A 20,098-nucleotide genomic window follows, 5' to 3' on the forward strand; every position below is an offset into this window, starting at 1 on the left:
CGTTATATTTGTGCCAAACTTTAATAAAAAAATAGATTATGTCTAGAAATTTATTTGCCATTATGGCAATAACTACCATGTTTTTATCCTGTAAGAATGAAAAACAGGATGGCTACAGTATTAAGGGTACAATAGATGCATCAGCCAATGGTAAAAAAGTGCTTTTGGTTAAGAATGAAAGAATGCAAAAAATAACAGTTGATTCTACTACTGTTCAAGATGGAAAGATTCTGATGCAAGGAAAAGTGGAGTCTCCAGATTTTTATTTGGTGACCATAGATGGATTAAATATGGGATTGCCTTTAGTGGTTGAAAACACAGAAATGGATATTGAATTCTACAAAGATAGCCTTCCTAAATCTAAGGTTACCGGTAGTAAAGAAAATGACTTATTAGGTGAGTTTAGATTAAACAGCGAGCCTGCAAGAAAAGTGAATGCTGAATTAGGGCAAAAATATGCCATCGCTCAACAAAAGCAAGATACCATCACGATGGATCAAGTGAAAGCCACTTATGATAGTGTGATTGCCATCATGAATGAAAAGAACATAAAGCTTGTAAAAGAAAATACTGATTTAGTAACTAGTATGGCTTTCTTAGATAATTTATCTTCTTCAGGTGTCGTAAAAACCAATGAAGCAAAATCCATCTTTGACAGTTTTACTAAAGAAGTTAAAGAAAGTCGTGTTGGAAAAGAAGTAGGTGAAAAAATAGAAGCAGCTATGGTTACTGCCGAAGGAAGTATGGCTCCTGATTTTAGTGCACCAACTCCTGCTGGTGATACCTTAGCATTGAAAGATGTGATGGGAAAAGTAACTATCATTGATTTTTGGGCAGCATGGTGTGGACCATGTAGAAAAGAAAATCCGCATGTAGTGGAGATCTATAACAAATACCATGAACAAGGTCTTGAAATCATTGGTGTTTCACTGGATGGTACGCCTAGACAAAAAGACGCAAAACAAGAATGGTTAGACGCCATTGAAAAGGATGGACTTACTTGGCACCAAGTTTCCAACCTATCTTATTTTAATGATCCTATTGCTAAACAATATAATATCCAAGCTATCCCTGCAACTTTTGTATTGGACAGTGAAGGTAAAATCGTTGCTAAAAATTTAAGAGGTGACGAGCTTGATAAAAAAGTAGCCGAATTACTTCAGTAGTTTATAGCAAGACACAGTATAAAAAAGCCCTCCAAGTTTGGAGGGTTTTTTTATTATTTAGATTTTATTCATTTTCTTCAAAACAAACAATAGCACTATTGGAATCAATAATAATATAATCATGGTTAAATGGGTTTCAAAGAGCCACGAAGCTAGCATCAATGTTATGACATAACCACCAATTGCTCCACCAAAATGAGCATCATGACCAATATTACCTACTCTACTTTTCATACCATATATGGTATAAAGCAGATATGCAATCCCGAAAATATAAGCAGGAATCGGAACTACTAAAAACAAGTAAATTGTTAAATCTGGACGAAGCAAAATTGCAGAATAAATGACTCCCATAACGGCTCCACTGGCCCCTACTGCACTGTAATAATATTCATTTTTATGAAAGTATAAAGACAATAAATTACCCAATAACAAACTTCCTACATAGACAATTATAAAATTGATATTACCTAAATAGGCCAATACCACATTTGCAAAAATGTAAAGCGTAAACATATTAAAAACCAAATGGGCTACATCCACATGTAAAAAACCAGAACTAAACATTCTAATTTGCTCCCCTCTTCTGATAGCTCCCACATTAAATTTATATTTTTCAAAGAAACCAAAATCACCAAACCCTTTATAGGATATTAGCACATTGGCTGCGATTATAATAATGGTCACGATACTTAAATTGCCCATAAATACATTAAATTATCAATAAAAATAAAGGTTATATTTGCCAATGCAAATCTAATATTTATTCATGCAATTTATTGCTTACATTTTAATTTATCCAATACTTTGGATAATCTCTATTATGCCTTTTAGGATTCTATATGCCATATCCGATGGTGTTTATTTATTGTTATACTATGTCATTGGCTATCGCAAAAGCATTGTTAGAGACAACATTAAATTGGTCTTCCCAGAAAAATCTGATCAGGAAATTAAGTCGATTACAAAGAAATTCTACCACCACATGTGTGATATGTTTTTGGAAATGATTAAAACACTTACAGTTTCCAAAAAGGAACTTTCTAAACGATTTGTCCTTAAAAACCTTGAAACTTTAAAAGAACTTGAAGCCACCGAAAAAAGTATTGTTGTTATGTATGGGCACTATGCAAGTTATGAATGGTCCATTATTTTACAATCTTACGCTACCAATAAGGCACTAGGCATTTATAAAAGAATTGCCAATAAATACTTCGATAGATTGGTGAGACGTATTCGCTCAAAATATAACTCGGTGCTCGTTGACAGCAAAAGAGCTTTATGTAGAATTGAAGAGCTTCATGATAATGGGGAAACAAGACTGATTGCTTTTATAAGTGACCAATCTCCTAAATTAAAACCAAATAACTATTGGGGAGAATTTATGGGAGTTACTATCCCCTGTTTTATAGGAGCTGAATTAACAGCCAAAAAATACAATTACCCCATCACCTATTTAAAAATAGATAAAGTTAAAAGGGGTTATTACGAGTCGGAATTTATTATTTTATCAAAAGACCCAAAAACTGTAAAAGACTTCGAAATAACCGAACAGTTTAATCGAATTCTTGAATCTCAAATTAGACAAGCTCCTGAATATTACCTATGGACTCACAAGCGATGGAAACACCGTCATGAGGCTCCTGCTTTAAAAAATAATTAGGAATCAGCTATTTGCTTTAATTCCGAAATAAATCTATCGGCTAATTCATCGGCTTCATTTTGTGATTTAGCTTCGGTGTATATTCGGATAATAGGCTCAGTGTTACTTTTTCTTAAGTGCACCCAATTTTCAGGAAAATCAATTTTAACACCATCGATGGTTGTTAGGTTTTCTTCAAAGTAATTCGCTTCAATGGTTTTTAAAATACCATCCACGTCTAAATCAGGAGTCAATTCAATTTTCTTCTTGCTCATAAAGTAGCTAGGATATGTTTTTCTTAAGTCACTCACGGACATTTTACGTTCTGCCAAAAGACTTAAAAACAAAGCAACCCCTACCAAGGCATCTCTACCGTAATGAAGCTCAGGGTAAATTATCCCTCCATTTCCTTCGCCTCCAATAACGACTTGATTCTTCTTCATAAGAGTAACCACATTTACTTCTCCTACGGCACTGGCTTCATAAGTTCCCCCGTGTTTTTCGGTTACATCTCTTAAGGCCCTAGTAGAACTCATATTACTTACCGTGTTACCAGGATGCTTGTCTAAAATGTAATCGGCACAAGCCACTAAGGTATACTCCTCGCCAAACATATTACCATTCTCATCCATAAATGCTAATCTATCAACATCTGGATCTACCACGATTCCCAAATCAGCATGTTCCTTAACCACTGCTTGAGACAAATCGGTTAAATGCTCTTTTAATGGTTCGGGATTGTGAGGAAAATGACCATTGGGCTCACAATATAATTCCACAACATCTACACCCAATCGTTCCAATAATCTTGGAATGGCAATCCCTCCCGTGGAATTCACACCGTCAACAACCACTTTGAATTTAGCCTTTTCAATGGCTGATTTATTAACCAACTTGAGGTTTAATACCTCATCAATATGTAAATCGATATAAGCATCATTTTTGGTGATTTTTCCAAGCGCATCCACTTCTGAAAACGACATAGCCTGACTTTCTGCAATTTTTAAAATTTGCTCGCCATCTGCCCCACTTAAAAACTCACCCTTTTCATTCAAAAGTTTTAGAGCATTCCATTGTTTTGGGTTATGGCTAGCCGTTAATATAATGCCTCCATCAGCATGCTCCATAGGAACAGCAACTTCAACGGTGGGTGTTGTAGATAATCCCAAATCAACGACGTGAATTCCCATACCTACCAGGGTATTCATCACCAAACTCTGAATCATTTCTCCTGATATTCTGGCATCTCTCCCTACTACTACCTTATAATTCTCCTTTTGTCGGTATTGCTTAAGCCATGTTCCGTAAGCAGCGGCAAAAGTTACTGTGTCAATAGGCGTTAAATTAGTTCCCACTTCACCTCCAATAGTCCCACGAATTCCTGAAATTGATTTTATAAGAGTCATTGTTTTTTATTAAGAATATTAGCAAATATAAGCCTTCTAAATTTTCTAAAAACCGATTACAGACAACTGATTGATTAATTTTTTAAACAACTCTTTGTGAATTAATTCCCTGAAGGAGATAAAAGCCCGGGAGATAAAATTTGTAAATTGGAAACATGAATTTTTTGGCCCACATCTATTTATCGGGAAACAATGAAATGGTCACCATTGGAAATTTTATTGCCGATAGTATTAAAGGAAAACAATATTTAGACTACCCTAAGGAAGTTCAAATAGGTATCCTGCTCCACAGAGAAATTGACACATTTACTGATGCCCACCCAATAGTAAGACAAAGTTCTAAACGATTACATGCCAAGTACAGTCATTACAGTGGAGTAATTGTAGATATTTTATATGATCACTTTCTAGCAAAAAATTGGTCAGATTACAGCGCAGTTCCTTTAAAGCAATTTACAGCGAATTTTTATCAAATCATGGAAGAAAACTTTGATTGGCTCCCTGCAAATACCCAAAGAATGGTTCCCTTTATGAAAGCCGAAGATTGGCTCCTTAATTATGCGCAAATTGAAGGCATCCAAAACGTTTTAAATGGCATGAATCGCAGAACAAACTACAAATCTGGCATGCATCAAGCAACCAATGAATTGCGCCAATTCTATTATGATTTTGAAAGCGAATTCACTCACTTCTTTACTGAACTTATCAACTTTTCCAAAACTAAACTTCCTGAAATTGAGAGTAAGATATCTTAACACAATCCTTGCCATTTTTCTCGTAAGCCTTATTTCATGCAATAAACCAAAAAATATTGTTGAAAGAGGTTTGATTACAAAAAAGGCTATGGTGGTTTCAGCTAGAAAAGAAGCCTCTAAAATAGGATCAGACATCATGAAAAAAGGCGGTAATGCCTTTGACGCCATGTTTGCTACCCATCTTGCTTTAGCAGTGGCTTACCCCTATGCAGGTAATTTGGGAGGCGGTGGTTTCCTTGTTTATAGACTAAGCAATGGCGAAGTAGGAAGTTTGGATTTTCGAGAAAAAGCTCCCATGAATGCCAGTGAAACCATGTATCTAGATGTTAATGGAGAAATCATACCTAATAAAAGTACCTTAGGAATTTATGCCGTGGGCGTTCCTGGAAGTATGGCTGGACTTTTTGAAGCCCATGAAAGATTTGGCAGTATGCCAATTAAAGACCTTATCAAACCAGTTATTGAACTTGCTAGAAAAGGGGTGGTAGTCACAAAACATCAAGAAGGACAATTTAAAAAATATGATAGCCTTATTCACTTGGTAAACGGTAAAAACACTTTAATATCTAAAAACTTGGTACAAGGCGATACTTTAAAAAATCTAGCCTTAGCGAAAACCTTGGAACGAATCGCTAACAATGGAAAGAAAGAATTCTATCATGGTCAAACAGCTGAAATTTTGATTGATTACATTCAAAAAAAAGGAGGGATTTTAACCATGGAAGATTTATCCAAATATGTAGCTAAATGGAGAAATCCTATCATCTTTGACTATAAGGATTTAAAAATAATTTCAATGGCACCTCCGGCAAGTGGTGGAATATGTTTAGCCCAAATGATGAAGATGGTAGAATCATTTCCATTAAAGCAATATGGTCATAATTCATTAAAAGCAATACAAGTTATGACAGAAGCAGAAAGACGAAGTTTTGCAGATAGAAGTTATTATTTAGGAGATCCAGATTTTGTAAATATCCCTACAGACTCCTTAATTGCTACCTCCTACTTAGGTGAGAGAATGGCTTCCTTTTCATTTGACCAAGCGACTTCATCCTCAGCTATCTCTCATGGTAATATTCTACCAAATGAAAGTGACGAAACCACCCACTACTCTATTGTTGATCCCTTTGGAAATGCTATTGCAGTTACAACCACTTTAAATGGCGCCTACGGATCTAAGGTTTATGTTGATGAACTTGGTTTTTTCCTAAACAATGAAATGGATGACTTTAGTAGTAAGCCAGGACAACCTAATATGTTTGGTTTGATTGGAGCCGAGGCCAATAAAATTGAACCCGAAAAACGGATGCTAAGCTCAATGACCCCAACGATTGTTGAAAAGAACAATGATCTTTATTTGACCCTAGGGACCCCAGGCGGCTCTACCATTATCACCTCTGTATTTCAAACCATTTTAAATGTGTACGAATTTGAAATGTCTTTACAGCAAGCTGTCAATGCACCACGATTTCATCACCAATGGCTACCAGACGAAATTGTTATGGAACCCAATGAGTTTAGTCCAAAACTTATTGATGAACTGGAAGCAAAGGGTTATAAAACAAACCAAGTAAAAACACCGGTTATTGGAAAAGTTGACGGCATTTTAAAATTGGGAAATGGGTCCTATGAAGCAGGCGCCGACTCGAGAGGTGATGACACTGCTATTGGCTTTTAATTTTATAATAAAAATGCCTAAAAATTGAATAAGTGTAATTTTAAATGCTTTATTTGAATTTTAATACAATTCTAACAACAATTTTATAGTTGCCTTCCGAAATAGGAAATTTTATGATTATAATTAATTAAAACCTAAAATTATTTATCACAGTTTAGCGCATGAGGGTCTTCCAGTTTTTAATTTCATTTTTAATATCTTCTCTACTTTGCAATGCCCAAAACATCAAACACATCTCTGTAAATGAAGGCCTTCCTCAGTCCTTTGTTTCAGATTTATTGGAAGACAATAATGGTTTTATCTGGATAAGTACCAGAAATGGATTGGCACGTTATGAAGGGCATAAACTTGAAATCCTACAACACGTTCCTGGAGAAGTTAATTCACTGGCTTCAAATATCATATCCAAACTTCAAAAAGGGGAAGGCAACACCATATGGATCCAGTATGAAACGGACGAATTAGATTTACTGGACTTAAACACGGGTAAGATAACCCATATACCAGGTGTTGAAAATTACTATCAAACAGGGAATGGCTATATAGATAAGAAAAGTAAACTATGGTACTATTATGGGAATAATGTTTATAGTCTAAACTTAAATGCTACTGAAAAGGCATTTGACAAAAAAACATATACTCCCGACGAAGACAAAATAAGCAACATTTTTATTGACCGTAGTAACAACATTTGGGTTCTTGGCCTTAAGGGGATAAATAAATTTAATACGTCCCTGAATAAATTTGAGCTCATAGTCAACCCTTATGCGTCAAATTCTATAGAAAATGAGCCCGCTACAAACTTATTTGAGAGAGATAATGGGGAATTCATGTGGATAGAGGAAGAGTATCTATACTTTTTCGATCCTATGACTAATTCATTTAGAAGGTTGCCTTTACCCAAAGATGACACTAAAGGATTTAAGCAAATTCAAACAAATTCAAATGGGAAAGACTATTTAATTATCAATAGAAATATTTATACATACGAAGATGTCTCAGGCATAACACTCTTAGGTCAGTTACCCTTTGACGAAGACAATACTAAAAAGAAACCTTTATTTTATGATTTTCTAGTGGACCAATCTGGTCTGATTTGGCTTGCGGCCAATACAGATGGTGTATATCAAGTTGATTTTAGCTTGAATTTTAAAGACTTTAGTTATGAAGACGATTTTGCAATGACTCTTTTTAAAAATGAATTTAATATTTCTCTAGAGGATTATTTCAATTTCAACACCAGTAATAAATTACTTTTACTCCCTAGTTACTATCTAAGATCTGCAAAGAACAACGATAAAATCTGGGTGGCTTTACATAGAACTGTTGCTTACTACAAGCCAGGTGAGAACAAGCTATACAAACTCAAGGCTTTGCCAGTTCCCACCATTGATGATTTTGTGCCGATTAAAGGAATAACTATTAATGGAAATGGTAATCCATTGGTTATTGATGAAAGTTGCAATCTATTTAGCTATAATGATAAAGAGCAGCAATGGCTGTTAGAACCCTATTCACATTTACTTCAAAATAGTTTTAAAAATAAACTAAGCCCTAGTTCTATCTTATTCGATGATAATTATATTTGGATTACAACTGAATTCAGTGGGCTGATTCGTATAGATACCAAAACAAATAAAATATCCCAGTTTAAAGCTGAAAATATCGCAAATAGCTTACCTACCAACAACTTAATAAGTATTATTTCTGACAGCAAAGAGGAAAACATTTTATGGATAGCCAGTTATTATGGATTACTGAAATTCAACAAAAATACCTTTGAAAATAAATTGTTCACTATAGAAGATGGACTCCCAGATAACACTATTTACACCCTACTAGAAGACAATAAAGGATTTTTATGGCTGGGAACCAATAAAGGTCTCTGTAGATTCAATAGCCAAACTTTAAACCATAGGACTTTTTCTTCGTCTCACGGATTAACAGCTCTGGAATATAATAGGTATCACCAGTTCATTATGCCAAATGGAGACTTTGCTTTTGGAGGAATAAATGGAGGCGCCATTTTTAATCCTTTAAGTATAGGTGATGACAAATTCAACCCCTCGGTTGTTATAACTCAAATTAAAATAAACAATGAATCATATTTAAAAGAAGGCGATAACTTTTTAATATATAGCGATTTAAACACTTTAGACTTGCCCTATTTTAAAAATAATTTAACCATTGAGTTTTCGGCTTTAGAATTCTCTCAGTCAGATGATATTAAATATAGATATCGCTTAAAAGGGTATGATGACGAATGGGTAGTTTTAAAAGGAAAAAATGAAGCTGTTTATACAAAAATACCCTTTGGTGATTATACTTTGGAATTGAATGCCACAAATACTTCAGGGGTATGGAGTACTGATATTGAAACATTAGATATAAATATTTCTCCTGCTTGGTGGGAGACCAACTGGGCTATTTTTTTATATATCATGACATTTTCTGGCATAATATTCCTTTTCATCAAAAGATCCATAAAGCAAAAGGTGATTAATAAGGAAATAGAACTTAAAAGAAAAGAAGCTGATCACTTTAGGGAGATTAACAATCTTAAGACAAGATTTTTCACAAACCTAACCCATGAATTACGGACACCTCTGTCTCTTATTATAGCTCCTGTGGAGCAGCTGAAAAAGACCAAAAAGAAAAAAAATAGAAAACGTTTACTGTCCATCATTAAAAAAAATGCCAATAATCTATTGAACCTTTCAGATCAGTTATTGGACATTTCAAAAATAGAGGCTGGGGTTTTGGAAGCCAACTATTTCCCAGGCGATATGGTATTATCCATAAAAAAATGTATAGAAGCCTTTAAGGAAGAAGCCAAAGAAAAAATCATAACAATTGATTTAATATCTCCACTGACAGCAAATTATATTTTCTCTCCATACATGCTCGAAAGAATTATAAACAATCTAATCTCCAATTCCATTAAATATGGTAAAAGAGGAGGCAAAATACTTGTGAACCTATCAGAAAAAGAAGACGGCGTAATCATAAAGATTGAAGATGATGGTATTGGAATTTCTAAAAAAGACTTACCACATATCTTTGAAAGGTTTTATCAATCAGAAAATTCAAAAAACAATCCAAATATTGTTACTGGCAGCGGTATAGGTCTATCCTTAGTGAACGAGCTTGTTCAAATGCAAGATGGCGAAATAAATGTAGAAAGTAAAATTGGAGATGACTCGGGTACCATTTTCAAAATTTATTTACCTTATAAGAAGGTTGAGTCCTTGGCTAACGTTTCGAAAGAAAAAAATCAACCTCTAGATAGTGCTACATTTATTAAGGATGATGAATCTCCTACCATTCTATTAGTAGAGGATAATGAAGAAATGCTGGATTTCCTATCCATTAGTTTAAAGCCCCACTATAACGTTATTAAGTCTGACAACGCTATAAAAGGACTAAAATTAGCCAATGAAATCATTCCAGATATCATAATAAGCGATGTAATGATGTCCAAAATGGATGGTCTCGAGCTATGTAAACAAATAAAAGAAAATATGGTAACAAACCATATTCCCGTTATTCTATTAACCGCCAAAACCGATTTAAAAAGCAGATTAGAGGGACTAACCCTTGGGGCTGATGATTATGTTTCAAAACCATTTAATATTTCGGAATTGCTACTTAGAATTAAAAATAGGCTAGAATTACAAAAGAGTCAACGAGAGACTATTTTTGAAGAACTCAAACTCTTACCTAATTATAGTGAAGAAAAAAACAACAAGGAAAAGAGTGATCCTTTCTTATTACAAGTAGAACAGATACTTGAAAACAACTTAAGCAATGAACAATTTGGTGTGAACGATTTAGCTTCAAGTTTGAATATGAGCAGAACCAGTCTTCATAGAAAAATTAAAGCATTAACCAATAATACAACAGGCAAGATTATACAAGTCTATAAATTAAAAAGAGCCTCTACGCTCTTAAAAGAAAATTACAATATCGCCGAAGTGTCTTACAAAACTGGCTTTGGAAGTCCTTCATACTTTTCAAAGTGTTTTAAAGAAACCTATGGTTTAACGCCTTCAGAGTATTTAGAGAACGAAGGGTTAAAACAATAGACCGTAAGTTCCTAAAAATAAAAAATGACCTCTTAAAATATAAGAATTTACTTCCCTAAAATACAACAACCAAAACATGGCTATTCATAGATAATGAGAAAAGGAAATCAGCTAATTCTCATTCGTGGTTGATCGTAATAAAATCATTTTAAAAACAATCAAAGCCATTCTATTTAAATCTACTAACAATAATGAGATAACTAAAATATTATTATTTAACCATCCTGTCTTTCAATTTTTATTGTTAAAAAAATGCACATAATTAGCTGTTTTTAAGGAATTGAAACAAAAATGATACTATTTGAAACACATCTTATAGTGCCCCCCTTCAACAACAAATATATTAGTCACATTAATTAACTCTATTTTTTAAACTTAAATTTTATGAGAAAAAACTACTTTAGGGTGGCTAAGAGATTTGCTTCTGCTGCTTTTCTAACAACTGTTTTTGGTTTGGCAACATTCGCCTCCAAAAACCCTTCTCCCAACAAATCTGAAATGAATCCCATCATGGATCCTGCTGATTTTGTAACCTTTTCACTTTCTGGCCTCAATGCTGATGTGATTGCCAATGGTGTTGGAGCTGCAGCTGAGGTAACTACTAATGACGTTGATGGTGTGAATTGGTGTTTCTTAGAAATGGGATATCAGGATGCATCTTTTGGGCTTCCTGTAGGAGGTTTAATTACTAGTCCAAACACTACTGATTTATCCTTTCAATTTGCCAGCTATGATGCAGACAACTCTCTAAGAATACCTGCTTCAGGAGATGTCAATTTCCCTGTTACTATTGCCGAAACTGGAAGTTATGAAACTATCTATTTTGCAGCAACTACAGGTAGTGGGAGTTCCACTTTTAGCGGAACTATCGATTTTCAAGATGGATCCACTCAAGCCTTTTCAGATTTAAGTGTATCTGATTGGTACAATGGTAGCAACTATATCATTAGTGGTATTGGAAGAGTTAATAGAGATGATGAAACTCTTGAGAATGGAGGAACATGGACACTAAACCCTAGAATTTATGAAATTGGGCTTGATATAGATCCTGCAAATCAATCTAAAACAGTTACAGGAATAACAGTAACCAATGTAACCGCAGGGGGTACTTCAGCAAATATTACCTTAAACATTTTTGCTATTTCAGGGAAATTGGCCGCTGATTGTCCAGTTCCCACAGATTTAGCTTTAGGTACTGTTGGTGCTTATGATGCAGAAATTTCTTGGACGCCATTCGATGTGAATGATACGTTTGAAGTTGCCGTTGTTTTAGATGGTGCGGGTGAGCCAGTTACTGGTGATGACACTACAGATCAATCAACTTATACTTTTACAAACCTGACACCTGAAACAGCTTACGATGCTTATATTAGAACAGTTTGCCAAACAACAGGTTTTAGCTACTGGGTAGGACCATTAAGTTTTACAACCACTATCGCTTGTCCAGCACCTACAAACTTAAGTGCTGCTGCAACTTCAACTACTGAGGCTTCTGCTTCATGGGATATGGGAACAGCTTCTGCTTGGGAAGTTGCCTATGTTTTAAATGGGGACCCAGAGCCGACTTCTGGAGATGCAACAGTCACCAATTCATTTGATTTTTCAAGTTTAGAACCTGCAACTACTTACACCGTATATGTAAGAGCAGATTGTGGAGTTGATGGTTATAGTACTTGGACCACGACAAACGTTACTACATGGTGTGATGCCCTTCCAGGAATTGACGAAGATTTTGAAGGTGATAGCATTCCTGTTTGCTGGACCATTATCAATGGTGGTGACAGCAATACTTGGTTTCACCATAACAGTACGACCTATGCTAACAGTGGAAGTAAATCTATGAGAATCACCTATAGTTCTACAGCACATGAGGATTACTTAATCACTCCTGCATTTACAGTAACCGACCATGTTTCTGATATGATTAGTTTTTGGGCTCGAAATTACAGTTCCTCATATGTAGATGAATTTGATGTCCTTGTTTCAACTACTGGGAATTCAGAGGCTGACTTTACAGAGGTATTAGCAACCAATGTTGGCCCTGGAACAAGTTATACCGAATACACCTATGATTTATCTGCCTATGTAGGGGAAACCATCTATTTTGCTATTAAAGCGATTTCAACCAATGAATGGCACTTAAACATAGATGATGTTTTAACGTATGGATCACCTTATTGTGATGCCCCTTCAGATTTATCAGCTGAAGTTTTTTCTTCTTCTGCTGATTTAAGTTGGACTGGACCAGATGAAGCGGGATATGAAGTAGCTGTTGTACTTGATGGCGCCGGGGAACCAACTACCGCTGATGACACGACTGATCAAACCACTTATACCTTTAACGATCTAACTCCTGAAACGGCCTATGATTTTTACATCAGAACTATTTGTCTTGAAACAGGATTTAGCACTTGGGTTGGGCCGTATAGCTTTACAACTGAGGCAGCTTGTATGGTTCCTACAGGATTGAGTGCTGATGTCACACCTACATCAGCAATGTTAAGTTGGTCAGGACCTGATCAAGATGGATATGAAATTGCAGTTCAAGACATAGGGGCTGGAGAACCTACTTCTGGAATGATTATTTCTGAAAATTCGTATGAAGCAGCTTTAAGCTATGGTGAAATTAAAGAGTATTATGTAAGAACGGTTTGTGGAGAGGAAGGTTATAGCTATTGGGTAGGACCATTTACTTTTGGAAGCTATACGGCGCTTGAAACTTCAGGGTATTCTGATGATGTCATTGCCAACGGTGTTGGGGCATCGGCTTCTTCCTCAACCAATGATATTGATGGAGGCAATTACGTTTATTTCTCTAAAGACTTTGACCCAACAGGATCTAACTTAGTTTCCGTTGGTTTGCCTCTAAATGGTGTTTTGAATAGCCCGAATACATCTGGTTTAAGTTTTGAACTTCAATCCTATGCAGACAACAATTCATTAAGAATGCCAACTGCTAGTGAAGGTGGTACTTTAACGGTTACAAATGCTTACCCAGCTGAAACCCTTTATTTAAGTGTCGTTTCTGGAGGTGGCCCTGGCAGCATGTCAGGAACTATCCACTTTAATGATGGATCTACACAAGCTATTCCGACTACTGCAGTATCAGATTGGTACAATGGAGGTAACTATGTGATTGCTGGAATTGGACGTGTAAATACTACAAATGACAACGTGGAAACTCCAAACAACAACCCTAGAATTTATGAAATGGCTGTTGCTCTAGAGGAAGGCAATTATACAAAGACCATAACCTCAATTGATTTTCAGAAAGAAACAGGAGGTGTAATTAACGTGTTTGCTGCAAGTATTAAGTTCTCTGAAGAAGCAGGATTATCTGTGAACGAACAAACTTTGGTAAATGTGACTATGTATCCAAATCCAGTTAAGGACCAATTGTTTGTAAAAGGTATGGATGTACAATCAGTAGATGTCTTTACCGTTCTTGGACAAAGAGTTGCTGTTGATTTCAATGAAAACGTGATCAATGTAAGCAACCTTTCTCAAGGTGTTTATTTTGTAACAGTTAATTCTACAGAGGGTTCTAAAACCTTTAGAATTATCAAGCAATAAGAAAAATCACCCTATTAATAGCCTTTACTTATTAAACTTGAAAATCCCTGACATTGACATGTCAGGGATTTTTTTTCAACACTCGATTCAACCATTTAATTTTAATCTAAACTTAAGCCATATTCTATAAAAAAGTATCTATGGCAATTACTCCCATAAACAAATTCTAAGGATTAAAACAATAAGCAACAATCCTTTTTAACCATAGAACCACCGTTCCAAAGCGTATAGATATAGAATCCTACCTACCTTATTTTAACTTATTTACTTGCCCGTTAAAATTTCAATACTTCTCTAAACCAAACCATTAGAAACAAAAAAAGACCATTAAAAAATGGTCTTTCTAAAATATTCAGTATCGTTTGACAACTAATACGTCATGTATACCCAGCCCGTCAAAGATTCCCTCTGATCTGCGAACTTTAAAACATAGAAATAGGTTCCTACTGGCAACGTTTTAGAGCTACCCTTTTCTTGTCCATGCCACTGGTTGGTATAATTGGCTTCAGAAAATACTTCAGTTCCATATCTATTGAAAATTTTAATATCACTTACATTCAATCCAGTAAGATCAAACGAATCATTAAAACCATCACTATTAGGTGTAATAACTTCTGGTATGGTACAGAACGTACTTTCAACAGTAAAAGAACCTGTATATTCGCAACCATTTACTGAAACTGCAGTTACTTCATATACACCAGAATCTACAATCTCAATAATATCTCCACTATCAGAAAATGAATTTGGACCTGTCCACGTAATAGTCATATCATTTACATCCAAATCATTTAAACTCTCCACGCTTAAATAATAAGAAAGTCCGTCACAAGCTCCTGAAATTTCTAAGGCGACTCCTTCATAAATAGAAAATTCTACTTCATAAGAATCCTCGCAGCCTAGAACATCGGCAGGTAAATTATATGTTACCATATACATTCCAGGACTACTATTAGCCACATCAATTATTCCTGTGGATGCATCCAAGGTCAAACCTGTTTGACCCGTAAAAGTTCCTCCGGTAGTAAAGCCATCTCCCAAAATAGGGCTTACCGTTGTTTCGTCAAAGCAAATACCAGCAAACTCATAACTAAATTCAACAACTGGAGCTACTATGGAAACCGATACACTATAAGAAACACCGCAACCAAGGACTGATTCGTCCAAAGTATAAGTCACAACATAGTCTCCAATTGCACTGTTGTCAGAATTAATTTCTCCCGTAGCCGCATTAAGATCCAATCCAGCTATATCTGCTGAAAATATACCACCTTCACTAAAACCTTCTGCAAAAATTGGAGCTACCAAACCAACATCACCACAAATGGGGTCTTGATCATAAGAGAATTCTGCAACCGGATTTACTATGGAAATGGACGTACTATAGGTATTATCACAATCCCCAGCTTGACTAGGGTCAATGGTGTAAGTTATATCATAGGATCCAGGGATACTATTTTGAACGTCAATAACACCTGTGATAGGGTCGATAGACAAACCTTCTGCAGAAGAAAATGCTCCTCCAGCCTCAAAACCATCCGATAAAATTGGAGATACGAAATCCTGATCAAAACAAATTGTATCAAATTCAAATGAAAACTCTAAAACGGGTGCTGTGAAAACAACTTCCAATATATCAGAACAATAAAGGGTTTCCCATTCAAAATAATAAGTTCCAGGCGCTGAAAATCCTGAAATGACAGTTTCATTAGAAGAAGGATCTGCAATTACAGTTTCCGATGGATTTCCTTCCAAAATGGTCCATGATCCAATTCCAGCAGCAGATACTGTAATTTCGTCTTGATCACATGCCATATTTAGCGGATTATCAGTTAAAATTCCATTATTGGCTGTAAAACTGATAGCATCTAAAAAGTTACCAACACTATTATCTCCTGTAGCCGTTGAAACCGCCTGAAATATAAATCGGGTCACTGGCTGCCCATTTGGAACAACATAACTACCTGTATTATAACTCCATGTAGAATTTCCCGTACTTACTTGCTCTACACTTACATAAGGACCACCGGGAGGACCTGCTAACAATTCACAAGTATCTACTCCACTTCGCCCTCTATGTGCAAAACCATAATTGAATGTGGTAGTGACGGGTGTATCAAAATCTTGGTAAACGCCACCTTCCAAATTGGCATTCAATTCAATAAATTGATCACCAGAATAAGAAGGCACATTTTGAAAGTTTGGTACTGGCCATATTTCTATAAAACCATCAGCAGCCGTGGTACTCCACCCCAAAACGGCATCCTGATCGATAAGTGGAGGAAAAATACCATTCACGACTGGATAAGAAAAGTCACTATTTACAGTGTTTATCAAACAATCTACACTAGAACCATCCTCATTAGGTTCTGGAGTTTTGACACAAATATCAAAACCTAAATCAATATCTCCCGCAGTAAATATGTATAACACTTTCAAGAAATAATTGGTTCCTGGAGTCAATCCATAGGCAGTAATACTATTATTTGTACTGCAATACATTTGATTCAATGCATCACATTCAGTTCCTTCATAAAGGGTTAATATAACCGTGGAAACATATTGGTCTGATTGATAATCAAAATTTACCAAATCAATAATATGGGTATTTTCTACAGCTGTAAATTGATACCAAATATCACCACTATTAGCCGTCGCACAATCACTTGCTTGAGCCGACTCCGTAGCACCTGAAAAATCAGCTGAAACTACAGAAACACAATCTTCATCAGGATTTACTGGAATATCCAAAGCGCCAAAGCATTCATCATTCCCGATTGGACTAAGAAATGAAAATGGGCCTATCCAAGGGCCTTCATCCCCTTCTCCACAATTACTTCGTATCCAAAAGTAATAAGTAGTAACTGGAGTAAACCCATCCAAATCTGCCGAAGTATCCGTCGTATTTCCGGTTGGTTCTGTCGTATCTGTAGGCGCTGTGTTAGAATCACTAAAATAATAGTCATAAGAAGTGGGCTCAACAACTGGAACATCCCATGAGGCAACAGCCCCTTCCAGAGAAATAGAAGAAAACGTGACTGATTCTGGGGAAGGACATGTACTCAACAAATTTGCTGATATAGCAAAGGCATTAAAAACTCCGGTTGTTGATATTTTAGAAAACTGCACACTTTCAATCAATTTGGTTTGATCTTCAGGTGCGATTTCAACATCAATTCTATAAATTCTAGGATTATTGAAAGGTGTTTCAATATTGTTGTTATTCCTATTTACTCTACCTACCCCTTGTAACGCAATTGGCAAGGTATTACTATTATACCAATCTGGCGCCGTGTGTATGGAAGACGTATTGGTTCCATCAGCAAAATTAACTTGTAAAAATATGGTGGATGCACCACTCCCTGACGTAACCAAAACATATAGATCGGTTGCCGAAACTTGATTTGAAAAAACCATCGTTTCAGTTTGATCTAAAGCAGATAATCTCAATGAATTATTGGAAGAATAATCCCCCATTTGATAAGTCAATCCAGAAATACTTCCACTAGAAATAAGTCCGTCACCAGGTAGAGCTGTAGCTGGGGCTGAAACACCTGATGGATTAACAAAATCGGTAGACATAAAGGCATAATTAGCATCATCAACACCTACAGATGTTAAATCGAATGCACTACCATTCCCATTGGCTATTACATCGGCATTGTAACCAGAAGTAACATTCAGAATTTCATATTCCTGAGCTACTAAAGAAAGGTTCGTTATTATCAATAAAATAAAAAGTAATCTTTTTTTCATGTTGGTTGTAATTGCATTAATTATTTTAATATCAAGAAGGTAAATTTAATCCTTTTTTTGATGAAGCTAGTAAAATTGCAGTAGTGTATTAACAGAAATATTAAATCATAAATATATCTTTAATTAATTAACAATTTATCAAAAATTTTCAATGCAAAATACATATTAATTTAGTGTTATTTTTTTTAGCTATTTTAGACGCCCAAAATAATCCCTAATGACTAAAAAAATAGCTTGTTCATTCCTTATTTGGACCCTTTTCTCATTGCCATTTTTTGCTTTTGCCAAGGAGAACCCAACAAACGTCTTTATTCAAAAAATTCAACGCTTCAAAAAAGGATTTAACAACTCCCAATTTGTTAAAATATCTTCTTCCGATATCAAAAGACTATTTGAGTTAAATAGTAAGGATTTTGAGGGAGATGCTCTATATTTTGAAATCTACAATTTAAAAGGAAAGGTGATTTATAGAAGTACGGATCATCTTGTCAAATTACCTATAGATCCTGCAATTCCAGAAATTTATTGGTTGAAGATTGATAACTCTACATTTTTGATGGATCCCGAGGACTGTATGGTTACCACCGAAAATGATGATTTTGAACAACCATCTATTACTGGTGTTTATCCAACCTTTTTAAATCAAACTTATGTCCCAGGATGGAACACTACCGCTTCAGACGGTCAAATCGAAATGTGGAATGACCCAAATTATCAAAATGTCCCTGCCTATTCTGGTAGTCAGTTTGTAGAATTAAATGCAAATGTGGTTTCCGGACTTTATCAAGACTATGATACGCCTGCTGGAACAATTTTCAACTATGGCTTTGCTCACAGAGGAAGAATGGGAACAGATACTTGTCAATTGATGGCTGGTCCTCCCGGAGGTCCATACGTCAATGTTGGACCACCTGTTTCCACAGGCAATTCGTCATGGAGTTATAATACAGGGACCTATACCGTTCCTGCGGGCCAACCTACCACTAGATTTATTTTTCAATCGGTTAGCAGTGTTGGTGGAGCAAGTGTAGGTAACTTTCTAGATGCCATTACTTTTACTGCCAATGTGGGTATTTTAACAGAAGGCCCCCTAGAAGTATTCTGTGTCGATGAAATTTCATTAGAAAGTATTGGAGGTGGTACCTGGATTGAAGATCCTAACAATCCTTCAAGCACTAATATTAGTGATGTTAATGGAAACGACATTACAATATCAGGATTTACTACACCGGGAGAATATATTTATGAATGGTCATCAATTTATTGTACATCCACCATCTCCATCATATTCAGTCAGGATGATGTTGAGGAACCTATTGCTGACGATGTATTTTATTGCCAAGGAAGCACACCTGACTCGTTAGAAATCACCCCTCTTGAAGACCATACCATACTATGGTTTGAGGATGCTGATGGTACGTTACCGCTTGCAGACACACCAACCATAGACACCAATATTGTCGGAGAAACAACCTATTATGTATCTCAAGAAAATAGCAATGGTTGTATGAGTGATTTGGTACCTTTAACGGTCACCATCTACACTGCTCCCATCATTAACCCCGTTGAAGACATAATTCAGTGTGACGACGAAAGCAATGACGGCATTGCCGATTTTGATTTGGAATCACAAACCTCTAATATACTTGGAGCCCAAAATCCCTCCGATTTTCTTGTTACCTATTATACGAGTTTTGAGAATGCAGATGCTGAAACTGGAAACTTAACAAGCCTATATACAGTTACATCATCCCCGCAACCAATATGGGTGCGTATCGAGCCCACCGATCCCAATTCAGAATGTATTAGCATTAGCCCCGACCCAGTATTCTATCTGATCATCGAGCCATTTGCCGACACGAGTTTCACGGTAGACCCTACCTGTGAAGGAGCGGTGGTGACCCTTACGGGCGAACCCGGCGGGACCTTCAGTTTTGGGGATCCCCAGCCACCGGTCGCTGTGATTGACCCAACTACCGGGGAAGTGACCGGAGCCTCCCCATCCGAGGAGATCACCATCATTTACGCCCTTGACAA

9 protein-coding genes and 1 pseudogene are annotated in these 20,098 nt (G+C 36.0%); 7 read left to right on the plus strand and 3 right to left on the minus strand.

Going from position 1 to position 20,098, the window contains the following annotated elements:
- Positions 1–38: 38 nt before the first annotated feature.
- Positions 39–1,166, plus strand: a complete 1,128-nt coding sequence (locus GZ212_RS15010; RefSeq protein ID WP_166962010.1) for a TlpA disulfide reductase family protein — start codon at positions 39–41, stop codon at positions 1,164–1,166.
- A gap of 57 nt (positions 1,167–1,223) precedes the next feature.
- Here the strand turns inward: GZ212_RS15010 and GZ212_RS15015 are convergent, their stop codons facing one another.
- Positions 1,224–1,871: a rhomboid family intramembrane serine protease gene (locus tag GZ212_RS15015; protein ID WP_166962013.1), complete on the minus strand. Its 648-nt coding sequence runs from the start codon at positions 1,869–1,871 to the stop codon at positions 1,224–1,226.
- 64 nt (positions 1,872–1,935) lie between these two features.
- On the opposite strand from GZ212_RS15015, the gene GZ212_RS15020 reads away from it, so the two are divergent.
- The gene (locus tag GZ212_RS15020) at positions 1,936–2,829 is read left to right on the plus strand and encodes a lysophospholipid acyltransferase family protein (RefSeq protein ID WP_166962016.1); all 894 of its coding nucleotides are present in this window, start codon (positions 1,936–1,938) and stop codon (positions 2,827–2,829) included.
- Here GZ212_RS15020 and glmM read toward each other — a convergent pair.
- Entirely contained in the window at positions 2,826–4,214 is a 1,389-nt protein-coding gene (glmM, locus tag GZ212_RS15025) for a phosphoglucosamine mutase (RefSeq protein WP_166962019.1), read from the minus strand. The two genes, GZ212_RS15020 and glmM, sit on opposite strands and share 4 nt — an antisense overlap.
- A gap of 155 nt (positions 4,215–4,369) precedes the next feature.
- Between glmM and GZ212_RS15030 the strand changes: the two genes are divergently transcribed.
- The 4 genes from GZ212_RS15030 (at position 4,370) to GZ212_RS15045 (ending at position 14,305) form a co-directional block, all read left to right on the plus strand.
- A complete protein-coding gene (locus tag GZ212_RS15030) occupies positions 4,370–4,969 on the plus strand; it encodes an ACP phosphodiesterase (RefSeq protein WP_166962022.1) in 600 nt (199 codons plus the stop codon).
- Positions 4,950–6,647 carry a gamma-glutamyltransferase gene (gene ggt, locus GZ212_RS15035; protein WP_240923829.1) on the plus strand — a complete coding sequence of 566 codons (1,698 nt, stop codon included), beginning with the start codon at positions 4,950–4,952 and terminating at the stop codon, positions 6,645–6,647. Before GZ212_RS15030 ends, ggt begins: the two co-directional genes overlap by 20 nt.
- Before the next feature lie 161 nt (positions 6,648–6,808).
- Positions 6,809–10,732 carry a hybrid sensor histidine kinase/response regulator transcription factor gene (locus tag GZ212_RS15040; protein WP_166962027.1) on the plus strand — a complete coding sequence of 1,308 codons (3,924 nt, stop codon included), beginning with the start codon at positions 6,809–6,811 and terminating at the stop codon, positions 10,730–10,732.
- Between the two features lie 384 nt (positions 10,733–11,116).
- On the plus strand, positions 11,117–14,305 hold the full coding sequence (locus tag GZ212_RS15045; RefSeq protein ID WP_166962029.1) for a fibronectin type III domain-containing protein: 3,189 nt from the start codon (positions 11,117–11,119) through the stop codon (positions 14,303–14,305).
- A 369-nt stretch (positions 14,306–14,674) separates the two neighbouring features.
- Here GZ212_RS15045 and GZ212_RS15050 read toward each other — a convergent pair whose 3' ends face one another.
- Positions 14,675–18,061, minus strand: a complete 3,387-nt coding sequence (locus GZ212_RS15050; RefSeq protein ID WP_166962032.1) for a gliding motility-associated C-terminal domain-containing protein — start codon at positions 18,059–18,061, stop codon at positions 14,675–14,677.
- A gap of 217 nt (positions 18,062–18,278) precedes the next feature.
- On the opposite strand from GZ212_RS15050, the pseudogene GZ212_RS15055 reads away from it, so the two are divergent.
- A pseudogene (locus GZ212_RS15055) lies at positions 18,279–20,098 on the plus strand (hypothetical protein); the annotation flags it as partial.

Source organism: Mangrovimonas sp. CR14, assembly GCF_011764015.1.
In the GTDB taxonomy this organism is placed as follows: Bacteria; Bacteroidota; Bacteroidia; order Flavobacteriales; family Flavobacteriaceae; genus Mangrovimonas; species Mangrovimonas futianensis.